The following is a 16,028-nucleotide window of genomic DNA, read 5'->3' on the forward strand; positions in this document are numbered from 1 at the left end:
GTCTGAACTTCGTTCGGCCATCTCTCGTGTCAGCGAGAGCGGTGTCGTCGAGGCAAGGCTGCCCTTGCCTCTCTGCCACCGCACTCCGGGACGCTCCGCGACTGAAGAAGCCCGCCCCCTTCCGTCACGCCGCCTGAGCCAGAGTCTCCTCCTCACGCAGATAACAGGAGGGATCAGGGGCCCAAAAGTCACCGGTCATTTGCAGGGCGCGCACGCGGAAGCCGCCACCACAGACGTTCAGCCAACGGCAGTTGGCGCATTTGCCCGTGAGATGCTCTTTGCGATTTCGCAGGGCATTCAAGGCGGGGTGATGACGGTTCGTCCAGATCTCGCTGAAAGGACGATCTTTGACATTGCCCAAGGTTAGGCTGTGCCAGAATTGATCCGGGTGCACGAAGCCTTGGGTATCGATGTTGCTGATGCCTGTGCCGGAGCTATTGGCGCCGCCGCCGTTCCAGTAAAGCAGTTCCAGTGCACGGGCCGCGCGGTCAGGATCTTCTTTGAGCAGGCGCATGTAGAGGTAGGGACCATCCACGGGCTGATCCACCGTGAGAACCTCACGCGGTTTGCCACTCGCCGCCCAGAGAGCCGTGCGGTCGAGAATCTTATCGATCGCTCGTCGGGTGTCTTCATGGGGCACCTCGATGAGATCTGCGCCACGACCGCTATACACGAGGTGATAGAAGCACACGCGCTCGATGTCTTCCCGCTCGATAAAGTCGAGGATGTTATCCAGATCATCGATGTTATGCCGGGACAGCGTGAGGCGGAGTCCCACTTTCTGTCCCACAGCTTTGCAGAGGCGGAAGGCGTTCACGGCTTTCTCAAAAGCGCCTGTGCGACCCCGGAAGTGATCATGCGTCTCACCCATGCCATCCAGAGAGATGCCCACATAGGAGAAGCCGATGTCCTTGATGCGCTGAGCTTTCTCGGGGGTGATGAGCGTGCCGTTGGTGGAGAGCGTGAGACGCAGGCCTTGACTCGTGGCGTATTCCGCCAGTTCGAAGAAGCGCGGATGGATCATCGGTTCCCCACCAGAGAGGAGAAGAGCAGGCACCTTGAACTGGGCGAGATCATCGACCACGCCTTGGCACTGTTCCCAATTCAGCTCACCTGGATAGTGCTTGGAATCGGAGTCCTGATAGCAGTGCACACACTTCAGATTGCAGCGGCGGGTGATGTTCCAGACCACAATCGGGCGACGCTCAGCAGCGCTGGTGGGGGCACCATGACCCCGACCGTAACGCAGGTGATCCATCGGCTGGGCAACATCGCAGTAGAGGCGGGTGAGATTGATCATGCGAGGAGAAAACGCCATCTCTTGGGGCTTTGCCCAGCGTATCTTGGGCACTCTTGGGCTGCGGTTGTGCTGATGATGGACCCATGCTTTAAAGGAGCCTCCAACCTCTTCATGTCCCGCCCTTCCTCTTCCGCTGTCTTGAGCGCCATCCTGGCCTTTGGCACCTGGGGCATCGTGCCGGTGTATTGGAAATGGATCGGTCACGTGGGGGCAGACATCGCGGTGGCTCAACGCGTGGTGTGGACCCTAGCCATGACTCTCCCCCTCCTTCTGATGCGGGGCGAATGGCAGAGCTGGTGGCGTGAGTTGAGGCAAGGTCGGGTGATCCGAACGCATGCCTTGGCGGCAGGGCTGCTGGGCGTCAACTGGGGCACCTTTGTCTGGTCCGCACTGCATGGGCATCTGGTGGAGTGCAGCTTGGGCTACTTCCTGAATCCGCTCCTAAATGTGTTGATCGGCTGTGTGTTGCTGGGGGAAAAACTCAGCCGTTGGCAGAAGGTGAGCATCGCCCTGGCGGGCTGTGGCGTCGGCGTGCAAATGGTGGCGGCTGGGCGTCCTCCCTGGATCGCGCTGGTGCTAGCCTTCACGTTTGGCTTTTACGGTCTGGTGCGGCGGCGCTCGGTGCAGGGACCGCTGGCGGGGCTCGCCACCGAGTCCATCTTGGCCTTACCCCTGGCCCTGCTGTTTCTCGTCTGGACTCAGTTCCAGGGGCGGGATGTCTTCGGTGATGGCGGTGCCCGTGATGTGTCTCTGGTCATGGGGCTGGGCGTTGTCACCACGGTTCCTTTACTCGGCTTCGCCCATGCCGCCCGTCATTTACCCTTCAGTTTGTTAGGCTTACTTCAGTTCCTAGCTCCTACCGGACAGTTTCTGCTGGGCGTGCTGGCCTATGGCGAGCCCTTGAGCCCACTCTCCCTGATCGCCTTTGGATTTATCTGGAGCGCCATCGCGGTCTTTTGCACAGACTTGCTGAGAAAGGCGAACTGAAAAATAGTTGTCATTCTTTTCCCCTCATTTATACTAAATCTGCGACGAGCGTGGACGCCCCACAGGCGACCCGGACCCTTTGGGTTCCTCGCCGCTCCTTTTTTATCTGGGAAGCTTGCTTAGCCATTGAATGACGTCATGCCAAGCTTCTTGGCCTTTGTAAATCAGCGGCTCTAGCAATTCTATGCCTGTATCGTCGATCGATTTTGGAGGAAGACCGACAATACGTTCCTCTTTTTTCCTAGCTTGATAAGTGCAAAGGTCGGCAAGTTGCAGAAGGCAACTTTGCTGCGAGTCGATGAAAAAGCCTTTTTCGATGATCCGATCTAGTTTCAGTTCACTGGATTCAGCTCTCAAAAGTCTTTGAAACCGTTCAATGTCGCCAACGACTTCTCGGTTCTCATCAGAGATCAAAATTCCTAACTCTGACTCTCCTTGTTCTTTGAGCCATTTGTTAATGACCTGAGACAGCAGGGGAAAAGCTACCAAATGAGGATTGATCGTGACCCCCTTCCCAAAGGCCTCTTCCAGCCAACGCTGGTAACGTTTTTTGGTAATCGCTCGATAGATAAACTTTAACCCATGGGTATTTGCGATTCGCAGCCAATTGTCTCGCAGGGCAATCCTAGATGTGACAGACACCTCTTTAAAGTATCCTGAGCCTTGGCGTACATCGCCTGCATGAATCTCGAATTTCTCAGGCCTTGGTGAAGGTATATATTTGTCCAAAGCCGCTTCGAGGTCTGTTTCAACCAGTTGCCATTTACCTTCAGGCACTATTAAAGCTCCGAGCACAAAGACGGGCTGTTGGGGATCTGCAAGATTTTTCCCAGTATTGCCACTCTCATCGAGATAAATCAGATTCATCTTTAAAGAAGATATATCTTACAGCAGTCATTTGCCGATGATTAAAATAGATTTTATTTCATCTCATGCACATGCTCGGGGATCTCTAACCACAGGGCCTTGAGGGAGAGATTGATATCGCGGATGAAAAGAACCAAGGAGGCGATGAGGCTGGCAAGACAAAGACTGAAAACGATGGCGATGGAAGTCGCCACGGGCAACAGCAGGAGCGAGCCGATGAAGAGATCAATGATAAGCACCGCAGCCAGCAGCACACTGATGCCTGAGAGGGCAATGGCGGCCCGCATGATGCGCGCTCGGCGGGCTAAGATCTGCAACTCCTGAGTGAGGCGAAGATCACGCGGCTCACCCGCTCTCAGCTCACGAGCAAGGTGACGTGAGCGATCAATGATCCGACCGAAACGATTGGTCATGCTCAGCAGCAGCAGGCCAATGCCTGAGATGAGAATGACGGGGCCAATGGAAAGCTGCAAGGTGGGGATGAGATCAGGGAGGGTCATGGGGAGCGTGACAGATAAGTTTCCTGCAGAAACTTACGTCCAGAAAGCAATCATCGCTCCGAAGCGTAGTGTCGAATTCATGAAGTTGTCTTTTTTCTCACTTGCCGTTCTTGCCATGTCTCTCAGTGCTCAAGCCGTGGAAATCGTGGCCCATCGGGGTTTTTCCTCTCGTGCGCCAGAAAACACGGTGGCGTCCTTCAATCTGGCCTGGGAACAAGGCGCAGATGCCTGCGAGCTGGACCTCTATCTGACCGCCGATGGCGAGATCGCTGTGCTGCATGATGCCGATACGAAGCGCACCACCAAGGTCTCTAAGATCGTCAAAGACAGCACCATGGCCGACCTGCAAACGCTGGATGCAGGCAGCTTCAAATCCAAAGCCTATGCCGGTGAAAAAATCCCAACGCTGAAGGAGGCCCTAGCCACCATGCCCATCGGCAAAAAGCGATTCCTGCTGGAGGTGAAATGTGGCCCTGAAGTGGTGCCCGTTTTGGCCAAGCAACTCGCGCTGTGGAAGCTACGCGCTCCTCAACTTTGCATCATTGCCTTCGATCGTCAGGTGGCCCAGGAGTGCAAGAAGGCCATGCCCTGGATCAAAGTGTATCGCCTCTCCTCCGAGAAGGAAAACAAGCAACCCGTGGACCTCACCCAACTCATTGCTGACACCAAGGCGGATGGCCTCGACGGTCTAGATCTGGGCCTGAAGTGGAAGTGGAGCGAGGCGATGGTGAAGGAGATCAAAGATGCCGGTCTTGAGCTGCATGTCTGGACCGTAAACCGCGCCGGTGATGCGCGCCGTCTCGCCGAACTGGGCGTGGATGGCATCACCACGGATGATCCCGTGATGGTGCGTGAGGCGATTGAGAAGAAGTAAACAGGCTTCACCTCACTGCGGTCGGCCACCGGCATCCAGCTCATGGCCGACTTCGATGAAGGCTTCTGTGAGCGCCTGCCAGTCCTCGGCGGAGGTGTCCCAGCCGCTGCTGATGCGCACGACCCGTTTCAGCTCTTCCCAGGACGCGCCGAGCGCCTGGACAATGACCGAGGAGCCTTCCTTACCTGAACTGCAGGCCGAGCCTGTGGAGATGGCAAAACCACGCCGGGTGAGGCGTGTGAGCCACTTCAGATTGTCATGCCGAGGCATCACCATGAGTGCGGTGTTCCAGAGTCGTGGAGCCTCTTCAGAGATGACGCGTAGGCCTGGAAAGGCGGCTTTCATCTGGAGCAGAAAAGCATCGCGAAAACCGGCCTGTTGCACACTGGCGCCGGGTTGTTGTTCCGACACCGCTTCCAGGGCAGCGACCATCGCCGCGATGGCGGGATAGTTCTCGGTGCCTGCCCGGCGATTGTTTTCCTGCGGCCCGCCATGTAGAAGCGGGAAGCTTTCCTCCTCATGCGCCATGACGAGGAACCCGACACCTTTCGGGCCGCCAAATTTATGAGCGCTGCCCGTGAGGTAAGCGCAGGTGCCCAGTTCTTCAGCCGCCAGTTTGCCCAGCCACTGGGTGGCATCGGTATGGAAGCTCACCCCGGCTTCACGACACACCCCTCGCAGAGCCTGCCAGGGCTGGAGAACCCCACTCTCATTGCTGGCGGTGATGACAGAGACTAAAGCGGGAGCCTCGCGTTGAACAATCGCGGCGAGTGCCTCGGGCTGAACCACCCCATGGGCATCCACCGGGATCTCGATCACCCGCCCACGTCCCAGCCAAGCACGCGCGGCTTCCCGCACACTCGGGTGCTCGATGGCGGAGATGGCCACGCAGGCATCCGGAGGTAAACAACGCGCAAGTCCTGAAAACAGGGTGTTATTCGCCTCACTGGCCCCCGAGGTGAAGAGCACTCGCTCCGGCTCCACACCGATGAGGTCCGCCAGTTGCTCCCGTGCGGCCTCCAGGGCCTGACTTGTCAGCCCCGCTTCGCGGTAAAGGCTGGAGGCATTGTGCCAATGATGCTCGCTCGCCTGAAGCCAGGCCTGACGCGCGGCTGGATGCAGAGGAGTGGTGGCGTTATGGTCGAAGTAAGCAGGCACAGGAAAGGAGGTGAAATGACGCTCGACACCTCACCGAGGTGAAGCACAAAATGCGACTCGATACCAAGAAGCGCAACAGATGGCCTTTCAACGGCGTTTTCCTCTGTTCTTCACCATGGCTCATGATCTGACTTCTCCCCCTGATGTGAAACGCCGTCATTTTCTCCGCACGGCCTTTTCTGGCGCGGCTCTCAGCCCGATCCTGGGTGCGGCCGCCGAGACTGGGAAACCCGGCCCGCAAACGGCAACGGGTGAGTATGTGGAGGCCGCCCGCAGTGTGCCTGTCATGGATGACGTGGACGTCATCGTCTGCGGTGCCGGTCCAGCCGGAGTCACCGCCGCGATTGTCGCCGCCCGTGCAGGAGCCCGCGTGCGCTTGTTTGAAGTCCATGGCTGCCTCGGTGGCGTGTGGACGGCGGGGCTGCTGAGTTATGTGCTGGATGCGAACAAGCCCGGCTTTAACCAAGAGCTGATGACGCGGCTGAAAGAGCGCTCCTCCCTCATTCAAAATGGCGCGGGAAATTACTTTTATGATCCCGAGGAGATGAAGCTGCTGCTGGAGGAAATGTGCCTGGAGGCGGGTGTGAAGATTCAGTTTTTCGCCCGTGTCGTCGCAGCGCATAGCGATGATCAAAAACGCCTGCACACCATCGTGACCGAATCGAAAAGCGGACGGCAAGCCTGGCGGGCTCGGGTGTTCATTGACTCCACAGGGGATGGCGATGTGGGCGCCCTGGCGGGCTGCTCCTGGGAAGTAGGCGAGAGCAAGGAGTGCCCCTGCCAACCCATGACGATGATGGCCATGGTCATCGCTCCCGAGGCGGATGCTCTGCGCCCTTTTGCCTCTCACTACCATAGCCAACCCGGTTGGCGTAAGGAGCCCGTGGAAAACCTGCGTCTGGAACTGGCCCGTGTCGGTTTGAAAGCCAGCTACGGCGTGCCCTCCCTGTTTCATGTGCGGGAGCGCCTCTTCAATCTCATGATTAACCATGAGTATGGCATCCTCGCCTATGATACGGACGCCGTCACGGAAGCCACGCTGCGTGCCAGAGCCGAGATCCATCGGGTCGTGCGTGGTCTGCGCTCGCTAGGAGGTGCCTGGGATGGCCTGCAACTCGTCGCCACCGCTGAGCAGATCGGCATTCGCGATGGTCGTCGCATTCGCGGACGTTACATGCTGACCAAGGAGGATTTGATCGAAGGTCGCAAGCAACCCGATGCGGTCACTCGCTCCACCTTCAACGTGGACATCCACGCCACCAGCAAGGTGATGAACGAAAAGCATGGCTATCACAATGCAGGCGTGAAGACCTTGCCCTATGACATCCCTCTGCGCGCGATGATCGCTAAAGATGTGGATGGCCTCATGATGGCGGGGCGTTGCATCAGCGGCGACTTTATCTCTCATGCCAGCTATCGTGTCACGGGCAATGCCGTGGGCATGGGCGAAGGTGCGGGCGTGGTGGCTGCCATTGCCGCCCAGACGAAGCGACTCCCTCAAGAAGTGCCCTGGGAAGAAGGATTGAGCCAACTCAAGAAGCTTAACCTGCGAGCCTAGCGCCTAACCCTTTTTACTTTCATTCCTCTAAACTAAATCCTTTTATGAATACCGATGTCTCTTCGACCGAACTGAAACGTCGCGCCTTCCTTCGCGCCGCCCTCTCGGGTGCAGTCATGCCAGCGGGGCTGACCTTAGCCGCCGATGACGCCGCGGCCCCCACAGCCGCCAAGCCAGGTGTGTTTCACGAGGCTGCTCAGGATCTGCCCCTGGTGGAAGATGCGGATGTCATCGTCTGTGGCGCAGGCCCTGCGGGAGTCACAGCGGCGATTACGGCCGCACGCGCCGGAGCTCGGGTGCGGCTGTTCGAGTGGCGTGGCTGCTTAGGCGGGGTGTGGACAGCGGGCTTGCTGGGTTACTTCCTGGACTTCAACAAACCTGGCTTTGCCAAAGAGCTGCGGGATAAGCTGGATGAGCGCGGCGCACGGGCCAACTCCACGAGCACGTCACGCTTTTGTTATGACCCGGAAGCGCTGAAGGTCTTGCTGGAGGATCTGTGTGTCGAAGCCGGAGTGAAGTTTCAGCTTCACACCCGAGTCGCCGCTGCTTTCAAAGAAGGCCAGAAGCTGACCACCATCGTCACGGAATCCAAAAGTGGTCGCCAAGCCTGGAGTGCCCCCGTTTTCATTGATACCACCGGTGATGGAGATCTCGGCGCTCAGGCCGGATGCTCCTTTGAAATCGGTGAGGCTAAGGAATGCCCCTGCCAGCCAATGTCGCTCAATGCCCTCCTCATGGTGAAGGATGTGGAGAAGCTGCGCGAATTCGTTCGCTTCGGGGTTCCTCTGCCGGGCGAGAATAAAGACAGCGAAAAGAAGAAGCGCATCAAGGACGCGCTGGTTCAAGCTGGGCACTTCCCTTCCTACGCTGGAGCCACGCTCTGGCATGTGCATGGCAATCTGGTCTTTGCCATGTTTAACCATGAGTATGGCATCAAACCTTGGGACGCGGCGGAGATCACCGCAGCCACTGTGCGTGCGCGCTCAGAAATGCAAAAGATGGTCGCCGGACTGCGTGGACTGGGTGGCCCCTGGGATGGAATTCAGATCGTGGCGACTGCGGAGCAGATCGGCGTGCGCGATGGCCGCCGCATCACGGGTCGTTACACCATGAACAAAGACGACCTCATCCAAGGAGCCCGCTACGATGATGGCGTCACCCGAGCCACCTTCGGTGTGGATATCCATGCCACCAGTGCCGATCACAATCGCACCGCGGCCATCCATGCCACCGACATCAAGGTCAAAGCCTACGACATCCCCCTGCGGGCCATGATCGCCAAAGATGTGGATGGTCTCATGATGGCTGGGCGCTGCATCAGTGGCGACTTCATCGCTCATGCCAGCTATCGTGTCACCGGCAATGCCGTCGGCATGGGCGAAGCAGCGGGTGTCGTGGCCGCCCTTGCCGCCACCTCCAAACGCCTTCCTCATGAGGTGGATTGGTCCGAAGGAGTCGCCAAACTCGCAGCCATGGGGCAGCGGGTCTAATGACACACAGATAAGTGATGCGGTCCTGAAACCGCATCACTTGCCCAGTTCGCTGCCGTTTAGGTTACACCATGCTGTGTAGGCCCACGGCATTGCCTTCGGTGTCCTCAATGATGCCAATGAAACCGTGAGGAGGGATGGCGAAGCGCTCGCGGATGATCTTGCCCCCTGCGGCAGTGACGCGGGAAAGCACGCCATCCAGATCTCCTTCGACATTCAGATAAACCAACGTGCCCGTCTGGCCGGGCTGGCAGCCTTCCATCTTGGTGAGAGCACCGCCGATGCCCTTCATGTTATCATAGGGGAAGATGGCCATTTCACAGCAATCCATGCCAGCATCCTGGAGCTTGTCCTGGAGGATGGTTTCATAAAAGCTGCGGGCGCGAGCCAGATCGGTGACGTAAATTTCAAACCAGTTGATAGCGTTCGTTTTCATGGTGGGTGTGGATTCAGTTTGGGGTCGTGCCTGTGTCTTGAACAGGACGTGGGAATCCTAGCCAACCCTGCTGACAACCCTATGTCAGGAGTGATTTCGGCCTGCTGAAAAAATGTGCATCAGGCCTCGTGACGGCTGGCGATGTGCAGGGCCATGTCCCGCATCTGCTGCCGTAGCTCCGGCGGATGCAGCACCTCGACATGTCTGCCAAAGCTCATCAGCCATCCTACCAGCCATTCCTGCGAATAAGCCAGCATCTCCATACGCACGCGGCCATCCGGCAGCACCTCTTCCTTGACGTCGGGACAAGACATCTCGCGCCGCACACGATCAAGGCTCTCAGGTGCAAAACAGACCGTTGTGGGTAGCACCGCATGCTCATTGAGTGAGCTTTCGAGGAAGGCTTTCACTGAGAAGTTCTCATGGCCCATGAAGCGCTCGGTGAGCACTTCCCAGCGCACCATGCGATCCAGACGAAAATCTCGAAACTCCTGACGCAATCGGCAGAAGGCGATGAGGTGCCATTCACGGGCGTAAAACATCATGCCCAGAGGCTCGATGATGCGGCTGGTGATCACGCCTTTACTACCTGCATTGTAGGCCATGGAAACACAGCGCCGATGCGCCACCGCCTGCTGGAGAGGCATGAGGGAGCGATGATTGTCCTCCTTGCTGCGTGGGTTGAGCCACACACCCACAGCATGCTTCAGGCGATTGAGTTGATCCTGACGTTCCTTGGGCAGCACCGCCCGGACCTTGAGTAAGGCGGAGCGTAATGCGCCACGCAGCGTGTCATCGGCAATCTGCTCGGTGACCTCACCACTCATGAACAATGCGGCAGCTTCCTGCTCAGTAAACATCACCGGCGGCATGTGATAACCCCGCATGAGGCTGTAACCCACCCCTGCCTCGGCCACGATGGGAACTCCGGCCTCACCCAAAGCCGCCAGATCTCGATACACCGTGCGCATGCTCATCTCAAAATGCGCGGCAATCTGCTCCGCCGTGATGACCCGATGACTCTGCAGCAGCAGAATCATGCCTGTGAGACGATCAATGCGGTTCATGGGAAAGAGGGAGTGCCAAGCTGGCAACAAGTCGCCATTCCTCAAGCAATGGATTCAATAAGTGACACCCTCAGTATATGACGGACCTTATTACATTACTTGAGATGACCTCATCACTTGCCAGCGATAGCGATGCCCCCGTCAAACAAAACAGCCTGCCAAACGCACGCTTGGCAGGCTGTTGGTTAGGCTAAAGGATAAGGAATTAAGCCAGATCGGAGAGCGGATTGTCGGCATCACCGAAGTGACTGGTCTTCACGCCCATACGGTCCATGAGAGCCAGGTGCAGACGGCAGAGCTTGCGGTTCTCGTCCTTGCTGTAATCGAAGTAACGGCCCCCACGCAGGGTGCCACCACCGCCACCGGCCAGCACCAGCGGAAGCTGGGTGGAGTCGTGGGCATTGCCGTCAAAGAGACTGGAGGTGAGGACGATCATGCTGTTATCCAGCAGGGAGCGTTCACCTTCGTTGGTGGCTTCCATTTTCTGGAGGGCTTCGGACCACACCTTGACCATGTATTCGTTGCCTTTTTGATAGGCGGCTAGGCGCTCGGCGTCGTTGGCATGGTGGGAGAGCTCGTGCTGACCGCCCTTGATGCCCAGGAAGCCGAAGTTCATGCCAGAAAGATCATTGGTCAGCATGTTGGTCACCACACGGGTCCGATCCATCTGGAAAGCCAGCACCATGATGTCCAGCATGAGTTTCACATGCTCCTCCTGCTGAGCCGGGATGCCTGAGGCGGGGCGAGCGAGCCAAGGCGTCTTCACGCTAGGTTGCCAGCCACGGGTGGAGGCTTCCGCCGTGCTGAGTTTCTCAGCCCGGGCGATGCGCTGTTCGAGTTCACGCACGGAGGTGAGATATTCGTCCAGCTTCTGACCATCGCGACGGCTCAGCTTGCCACGCAGGCTGCTAGCGTCTTGCATCACCAGGTCCAGCACGCTCTTGTCACGGGCACGCTTGCTACCGTCGTCAAAGAGCTGATCGAAGGCCTGCTGTGGATAGATTTCCTTGGGAGCTGGCGTGGTGGGGCTGCTCCAGGAGAGATAGGCGGAGTAAAGGGAGGTGTAGCCGCTGTCGGTGCTGTATTTCGGTCCCTCGGTGCCGATGGCCAGGCTGGCCACGGGGGTGTTTTGCCCCACCTTGGCGGCGATGATCTGGTCCATGGTGAGGCCCACTTCCACATCCGTGGTGGTTTGCTTCACCTTCAGACCGGAGAGGATGTTCATCTTCGGATAGTGACCGCCCGGGCCCGCTACGGTGGAGGGGTTCCAGAGGCCTTTGAAGACCATCACCTTGTTTTTCACCGGCTCCAGGGGCTTCAGAGTCTGGAGAAATTCGATCCCGCCAGGGCCATTGGAGGCCCCCCAGTGGTGCGGGTTTACCCCGTTCCCGAAAAAGCAGATCCCCAGGCGTCGTGGGGCCTGTGGAGTGCCTTTGACGACCGGTGCGCCAAAGGAGGAGACGGACTCAAACCACGGCAGGCCGAGCATGATGCCTGCACCACGCAGGAACTGACGGCGGGAGAACTGGGAAGAACTTTTCATGGGGGGTCTAACTACCTACGTCGAAGGTAGGCGCAAAATTTCGGCCAAAAGGCAGCAGAGAGACGCAATCTTTCACCTCGGCAAGGCCGAAGTGATTTCAGAGGATGAATTCCCAAGATGTGGCATGCAACCCTCTCGGTCACACGTATGCTTGAGCCATATGGTTTTCCCGACATCTGAGACTGAGGCTGGGGCTGGTTGGACGGAGGCACTGGCAGACTTCCTGTTGGAGCAACAAGGGGTCGAGGCCATCCGGCTGAACCCCGAAGAGCGCAGTGTGCAGCTCGCGACGCTCGGTCAGGTGGATTCTGCACTGCTGCAAGCTCAGCTCAATGAACTGCTGAAGGCTCTGGATGAGGAGATGCTCCTGGCCGCAAAGTCCGCCTCCGTCAGCGGCCTCACCCTGACACGCGAAGGGGACGGCCTGACCCTGCGAAAACCGAGCTGCATCACCGCCCCGAAATTCTGGAAATGGCGCGACTTTGAATGGCCGGAGCCGGAGGAAATCGAGCGCCAAAGTGCCGAAGAATGGAAGGCGATGGCGGTGCAGGCAGCCATCTGCTTCGTCGCCCTGGTGGCGGGTTATGTGGCGGAGAAGCTCGGCGTTCCAGGCGTTGTGGCGAAAGGCCTCTTTAGCATTGCACTGATCAGCGGCGGCTGGGATGCGGCCAAAGATGCGTGGGAAAACCTGCGGGAAAAGCGGCTGGATGTGCATTTCCTCATGCTCGCCGTGGCCGCAGGGGCGGTGGCGGTGGATGCCTGGGAGGAGGGAGCCCTGCTGCTCTTCCTGTTCTCCACCTCCGGCGCTCTGGAGCACTACGTGCTGCACCGCACGCACCGGGAGATCAATGCGCTGACCAAGGCCGCGCCCAAGCTGGCGCGTGTGGTCTTTCCCGATGGCCGCACGGAAGAACGAGCCGTCTCCATGCTGCACGTGGGAGACACGGTGCAGGTGCGGCCTGCGGAGCTGTTCCCTGTGGATGGCACGGTGACCCAGGGGGAAACCGCAGCAGATGAATCCACGCTGACCGGAGAGTCCCTGCCGATCGATAAAAAAGTGGGCACCCAGGTCTTCGGCGGCACGCTGAATCTGTGGGGCCTCGTTCAGGCGCGGGTGGATCGCCCCGCCACTCAGAGTGCCCTGGCCAAGATCATCGGCCTCATTCAGACCGCGCAGCATCTGAGAGCTCCGAGCCAACGCTTTACGGATCGGTTTGGCACCAACTACACCCTGCTCACGCTAGGCACGGTGGCGGTGATGTTCTTCATCTGGTGGTTGGTCCTGGGGATCGCTCCCTTTGAAAACACCGAGGCCTCCAACTCCGCATTCTATCGCTCCATGACCCTGCTGGTCGTGATGAGTCCCTGCGCCCTCGTCTTGTCCATTCCCTCCGCCATCCTCGCCGCCATCGCCTGGGGGGCTCGGCGCGGCATTCTCTTCCGAGGCGGCGCGGCCATTGAAAAACTGGCCGAGGTGGATGCCATCGCCATGGATAAAACCGGCACGCTCACTGAAGGCAACCTGCGGGTCGCTCAGGTGGAAAGCTTCCCACCTGGGAAAGAATCCGACGTGCTGCGCCTCTGTGTCACGCTCGATGCCAACTCGAACCACCCCATCGCCCACGCCATCACCCGCCATGCACGCGAGCAAGGCATCGAACCTGGCAAGCTGCTGGAGTTTCAGTCCATCCCTGGTCAGGGTTTACGCGGCCTAACCGAGGGTGGTATCACCTATGTGGGACGGCGGGAACTGATGAACCAGGGCGACTTTTCCCGCTGGCTCAAAGACGTGCCCGACGCACCGCTCGGCTTCTCCGAAGTGTGGGTGCTGAATGCGAACGCCATGGGCAGGATCCTGCTGAAGGATGAGATCCGCCAGGGTAGCAAGGCTGTGCTGAAGAAGCTGGCGGAAGAAGGTGTGCGCACCGTCATGCTAACGGGAGATCGCCGAGCCGCAGCGGTGCAGGTGGCCGAGGAACTCGGCGTGGCGGACGTTCGCGCAGGCCTGCACCCAGAGGACAAGGTCAAAGCCATCCGTGAAATGACCCAGCAAGGCATGAAGGTGGCCATGGTCGGCGACGGAGTGAACGATGCCCCCAGCCTCGCCGCCTCCTATGTCAGCCTCGCTATGGGAGCCCGTGGGAGCGATGCCGCCCTGGAACAAGCCGACATCGTGCTGATGCAGGATAAGATCGAGAAACTCCTCTCGGCCCGGCACATCAGTCATCGAGCACGCCAGATCATCCGGCAAAATCTCGCCATCTCACTCGGAGCCGTGATCATCATGGCCATCGCCTCCCTGTTTGGCATCGTCCCCCTCACCCTCGGGGTGCTCACGCATGAGGGGAGCACCGTGGTCGTCTGCCTGAACAGCCTCAGACTCCTATTTGTGAAAGAAGGGTGAGATCACCATGCCTCCCCTACCCGGCTCACTGGCTTTCCTGCCAATGTCGGCGCTCCACGTCGGAGTGGAAGCGCCACTGACGTCCCGGAACGAAGTCGGCACCGTCCCAGCCCCAGGCCTGCACGGTCAGCGTCTGCGCATCCCCTTCGATGACATGGAAGCCATTGGGTTCCCCCTTGCGTCGGTGTGAGGTCGCTGTGGAAACGGAGGACAGCACGCAGTCTCGGGCTTGGCTGCCACCGCTCAATGGCAGCGCCTGGACGTAACTGACATGGAAATGACCGGCCAGCACCAAGTCCACTCCCGCTAGATTCACCGCCTGGGAAAACTCCCGCTGTCGCCCGATGAGGTGACGACGCCTCCCCTGGGGTGGAGCAGCGGGGGGATGGTGGACCACAAGAACACGTAAAGCCGATGTCTCTGCCGTCATTCCCAGCTTCACCAGACGCGCCATCTGATGATGCGAGAGGCGACCTCGAGACCAATCTGGGTGCCAGCCTGCCACCCGTGCGGAATTGGTCCCAACGATGAACAATCCTGGCTGAGTCCAGACCGGCTCGAGGTCGGCCTGCACGAGGCGGCGAAAACGGCTCCAAGGCCGACGAAAGCGCTCCCATACGACCCACCAGCGCGGCACATCGTGATTTCCTGGCACGACGAGTTGAGGCAGCGGCAGGCTGTCCAAGAAACGCTTCGCTTCTTGAAACTCGCGGCTCAACCCATGCTGCGTGAGATCTCCACTCACGACGAGGACATCCGCTTCCACTTTCAAGATCGCAGCACGGAGTTGCTCCGGCAACACGGGATCCACCGCCCCAAAATGAAGGTCTGAGATATGCACGAGCCGCATCGTTTTACTCCTCTGCGGATGTTTCAGTCAGCAACCGTGGTGCAATGACGCGCAGCGCTTTCGGCACCAGCTTGATCCGAAAAGGCACGGCGATCTTTTTGATCTCCCCGTCCATCATCACCGGCACACGACGTTTCCGCGTCACCCGCACTTCGAGATCGGTCGCATGGATCGATTGGAGTTCCTTGTCTTGTTTCCATCGCCCCTGCACCCACGCAAAAAATGAGCGCATCAGGCCTACCTGGGAGCTATGCGTGGACACATAGACGGTGAAATACCCGGCATTCAAACTTCGACGTTTGGGAATGATGCCGAACAAGTCTTCATAGTCATTGTTCGCCATCAGGGCGATGCGGGTACGATACCGCAGCACTTGCTCTCCTTCTTGGAGACAGAGATACAGAGGGGGAAAAGTGGCCACACTGCTGAGCGCCGTCCAAAAAGTGCGGATGGATTTAACGATCCAACTGCCATGATACTCCTCCTTTGCCATGGCCAGGGCCGGATAAAACCCCATCACCACCATGCAAAGATAGAGCTCCCCAGCGACATCCAGTAAATCCGTCTCCGTGACAGGAGCGGTCACGAGCGCTGCGGCGGCTTCTTTCAGATCCAGAGGCATGCCGACGTCCCGTGCGGCGAGATTGAACGTGCCCAGGGGGAGCAGGCCCAGAGGCTTGGCGTGCCTGGCGAAAGCATTCGCTGCTGCCGCCACGGTGCCATCCCCTCCCCCGACGACAACGGCATCTGCCGTGCCATCACGAGCTTTCTCCAGGGTCGCCTTGAGCTGCTTTCCCGTCACCGTGTGGAACTCGACCTCACAGCCCATCCCCTCCAACACTTGCCGGAGATCAGCTTCCACCGACTCCACGCCTAACCGGCGTAGGGTTCCAGATTCCCGATTGAGAATGATGCTGAACTTGCGACGAGGGGGCGAATCCATCCAAACATCATACGAGGCTGCTCCAGAAAGTGGTCGTGGCGACAGGAGGTT

Annotated in this window: 14 protein-coding genes; 5 read left to right on the top strand and 9 right to left on the bottom strand. The window is 58.8% G+C overall.

The window, feature by feature from the left end; all coding sequences use genetic code 11:
* Positions 1-124 precede the first annotated feature (124 nt).
* Positions 125-1,300, bottom strand: coding sequence for a radical SAM/SPASM domain-containing protein (locus tag B5D61_RS23360; RefSeq protein WP_078815841.1), 1,176 nt, complete (start codon positions 1,298-1,300; stop codon positions 125-127).
* 111 nt (positions 1,301-1,411) lie between these two features.
* On the opposite strand from B5D61_RS23360, the gene rarD reads away from it, so the two are divergent.
* The gene (rarD, locus tag B5D61_RS23365) at positions 1,412-2,287 is read left to right on the top strand and encodes an EamA family transporter RarD (RefSeq protein WP_176159634.1); all 876 of its coding nucleotides are present in this window, start codon (positions 1,412-1,414) and stop codon (positions 2,285-2,287) included.
* Between the two features lie 102 nt (positions 2,288-2,389).
* Here rarD and B5D61_RS23370 read toward each other — a convergent pair whose 3' ends face one another.
* Positions 2,390-3,154, bottom strand: a complete 765-nt coding sequence (locus B5D61_RS23370; protein ID WP_078815843.1) for a DUF3800 domain-containing protein — start codon at positions 3,152-3,154, stop codon at positions 2,390-2,392.
* Positions 3,155-3,207: 53 nt separating this feature from the next.
* Positions 3,208-3,654, bottom strand: a complete 447-nt coding sequence (locus B5D61_RS23375; RefSeq protein WP_078815844.1) for a DUF2721 domain-containing protein — start codon at positions 3,652-3,654, stop codon at positions 3,208-3,210.
* Between the two features lie 115 nt (positions 3,655-3,769).
* Between B5D61_RS23375 and B5D61_RS23380 the strand changes: the two genes are divergently transcribed.
* Positions 3,770-4,528 (top strand): glycerophosphodiester phosphodiesterase, encoded by a 759-nt coding sequence (locus tag B5D61_RS23380; RefSeq protein WP_078815914.1) that lies wholly within the window; start codon positions 3,770-3,772, stop codon positions 4,526-4,528.
* Positions 4,529-4,540: 12 nt separating this feature from the next.
* Here the strand turns inward: B5D61_RS23380 and B5D61_RS23385 are convergent, their stop codons facing one another.
* A complete protein-coding gene (locus B5D61_RS23385; RefSeq protein WP_078815845.1) occupies positions 4,541-5,686 on the bottom strand; it encodes a cysteine desulfurase family protein in 1,146 nt (381 codons plus the stop codon).
* A 115-nt stretch (positions 5,687-5,801) separates the two neighbouring features.
* On the opposite strand from B5D61_RS23385, the gene B5D61_RS23390 reads away from it, so the two are divergent.
* Together B5D61_RS23390 and B5D61_RS23395 are read left to right on the top strand one after the other, a co-directional pair.
* A complete protein-coding gene (locus tag B5D61_RS23390; protein ID WP_078815916.1) occupies positions 5,802-7,244 on the top strand; it encodes an FAD-dependent oxidoreductase in 1,443 nt (480 codons plus the stop codon).
* A gap of 44 nt (positions 7,245-7,288) precedes the next feature.
* A complete protein-coding gene (locus B5D61_RS23395) occupies positions 7,289-8,734 on the top strand; it encodes an FAD-dependent oxidoreductase (RefSeq protein WP_078815846.1) in 1,446 nt (481 codons plus the stop codon).
* Between the two features lie 64 nt (positions 8,735-8,798).
* Here B5D61_RS23395 and B5D61_RS23400 read toward each other — a convergent pair whose 3' ends face one another.
* From B5D61_RS23400 to B5D61_RS23410, 3 genes are all read right to left on the bottom strand, one after another.
* A complete protein-coding gene (locus tag B5D61_RS23400; RefSeq protein ID WP_078815847.1) occupies positions 8,799-9,170 on the bottom strand; it encodes a VOC family protein in 372 nt (123 codons plus the stop codon).
* Between the two features lie 119 nt (positions 9,171-9,289).
* Positions 9,290-10,237: a helix-turn-helix transcriptional regulator gene (locus B5D61_RS23405; RefSeq protein ID WP_139373458.1), complete on the bottom strand. Its 948-nt coding sequence runs from the start codon at positions 10,235-10,237 to the stop codon at positions 9,290-9,292.
* A 205-nt stretch (positions 10,238-10,442) separates the two neighbouring features.
* Positions 10,443-11,780, bottom strand: coding sequence for a DUF1552 domain-containing protein (locus B5D61_RS23410; protein ID WP_078815849.1), 1,338 nt, complete (start codon positions 11,778-11,780; stop codon positions 10,443-10,445).
* 160 nt (positions 11,781-11,940) lie between these two features.
* Here B5D61_RS23410 and B5D61_RS23415 point away from each other — a divergent pair, with 160 nt between their 5' ends.
* Positions 11,941-14,184, top strand: a complete 2,244-nt coding sequence (locus B5D61_RS23415; RefSeq protein WP_078815850.1) for a heavy metal translocating P-type ATPase — start codon at positions 11,941-11,943, stop codon at positions 14,182-14,184.
* 25 nt (positions 14,185-14,209) lie between these two features.
* Here the strand turns inward: B5D61_RS23415 and B5D61_RS23420 are convergent, their stop codons facing one another.
* On the bottom strand, positions 14,210-15,034 hold the full coding sequence (locus B5D61_RS23420) for a metallophosphoesterase family protein (protein WP_078815851.1): 825 nt from the start codon (positions 15,032-15,034) through the stop codon (positions 14,210-14,212).
* A gap of 4 nt (positions 15,035-15,038) precedes the next feature.
* Positions 15,039-15,977: a diacylglycerol/lipid kinase family protein gene (locus tag B5D61_RS23425; RefSeq protein WP_078815852.1), complete on the bottom strand. Its 939-nt coding sequence runs from the start codon at positions 15,975-15,977 to the stop codon at positions 15,039-15,041.
* Positions 15,978-16,028 lie beyond the last annotated feature (51 nt).

It is taken from the genome of Prosthecobacter debontii, from assembly GCF_900167535.1.
GTDB lineage: Bacteria > Verrucomicrobiota > Verrucomicrobiia > Verrucomicrobiales > Verrucomicrobiaceae > Prosthecobacter > Prosthecobacter debontii.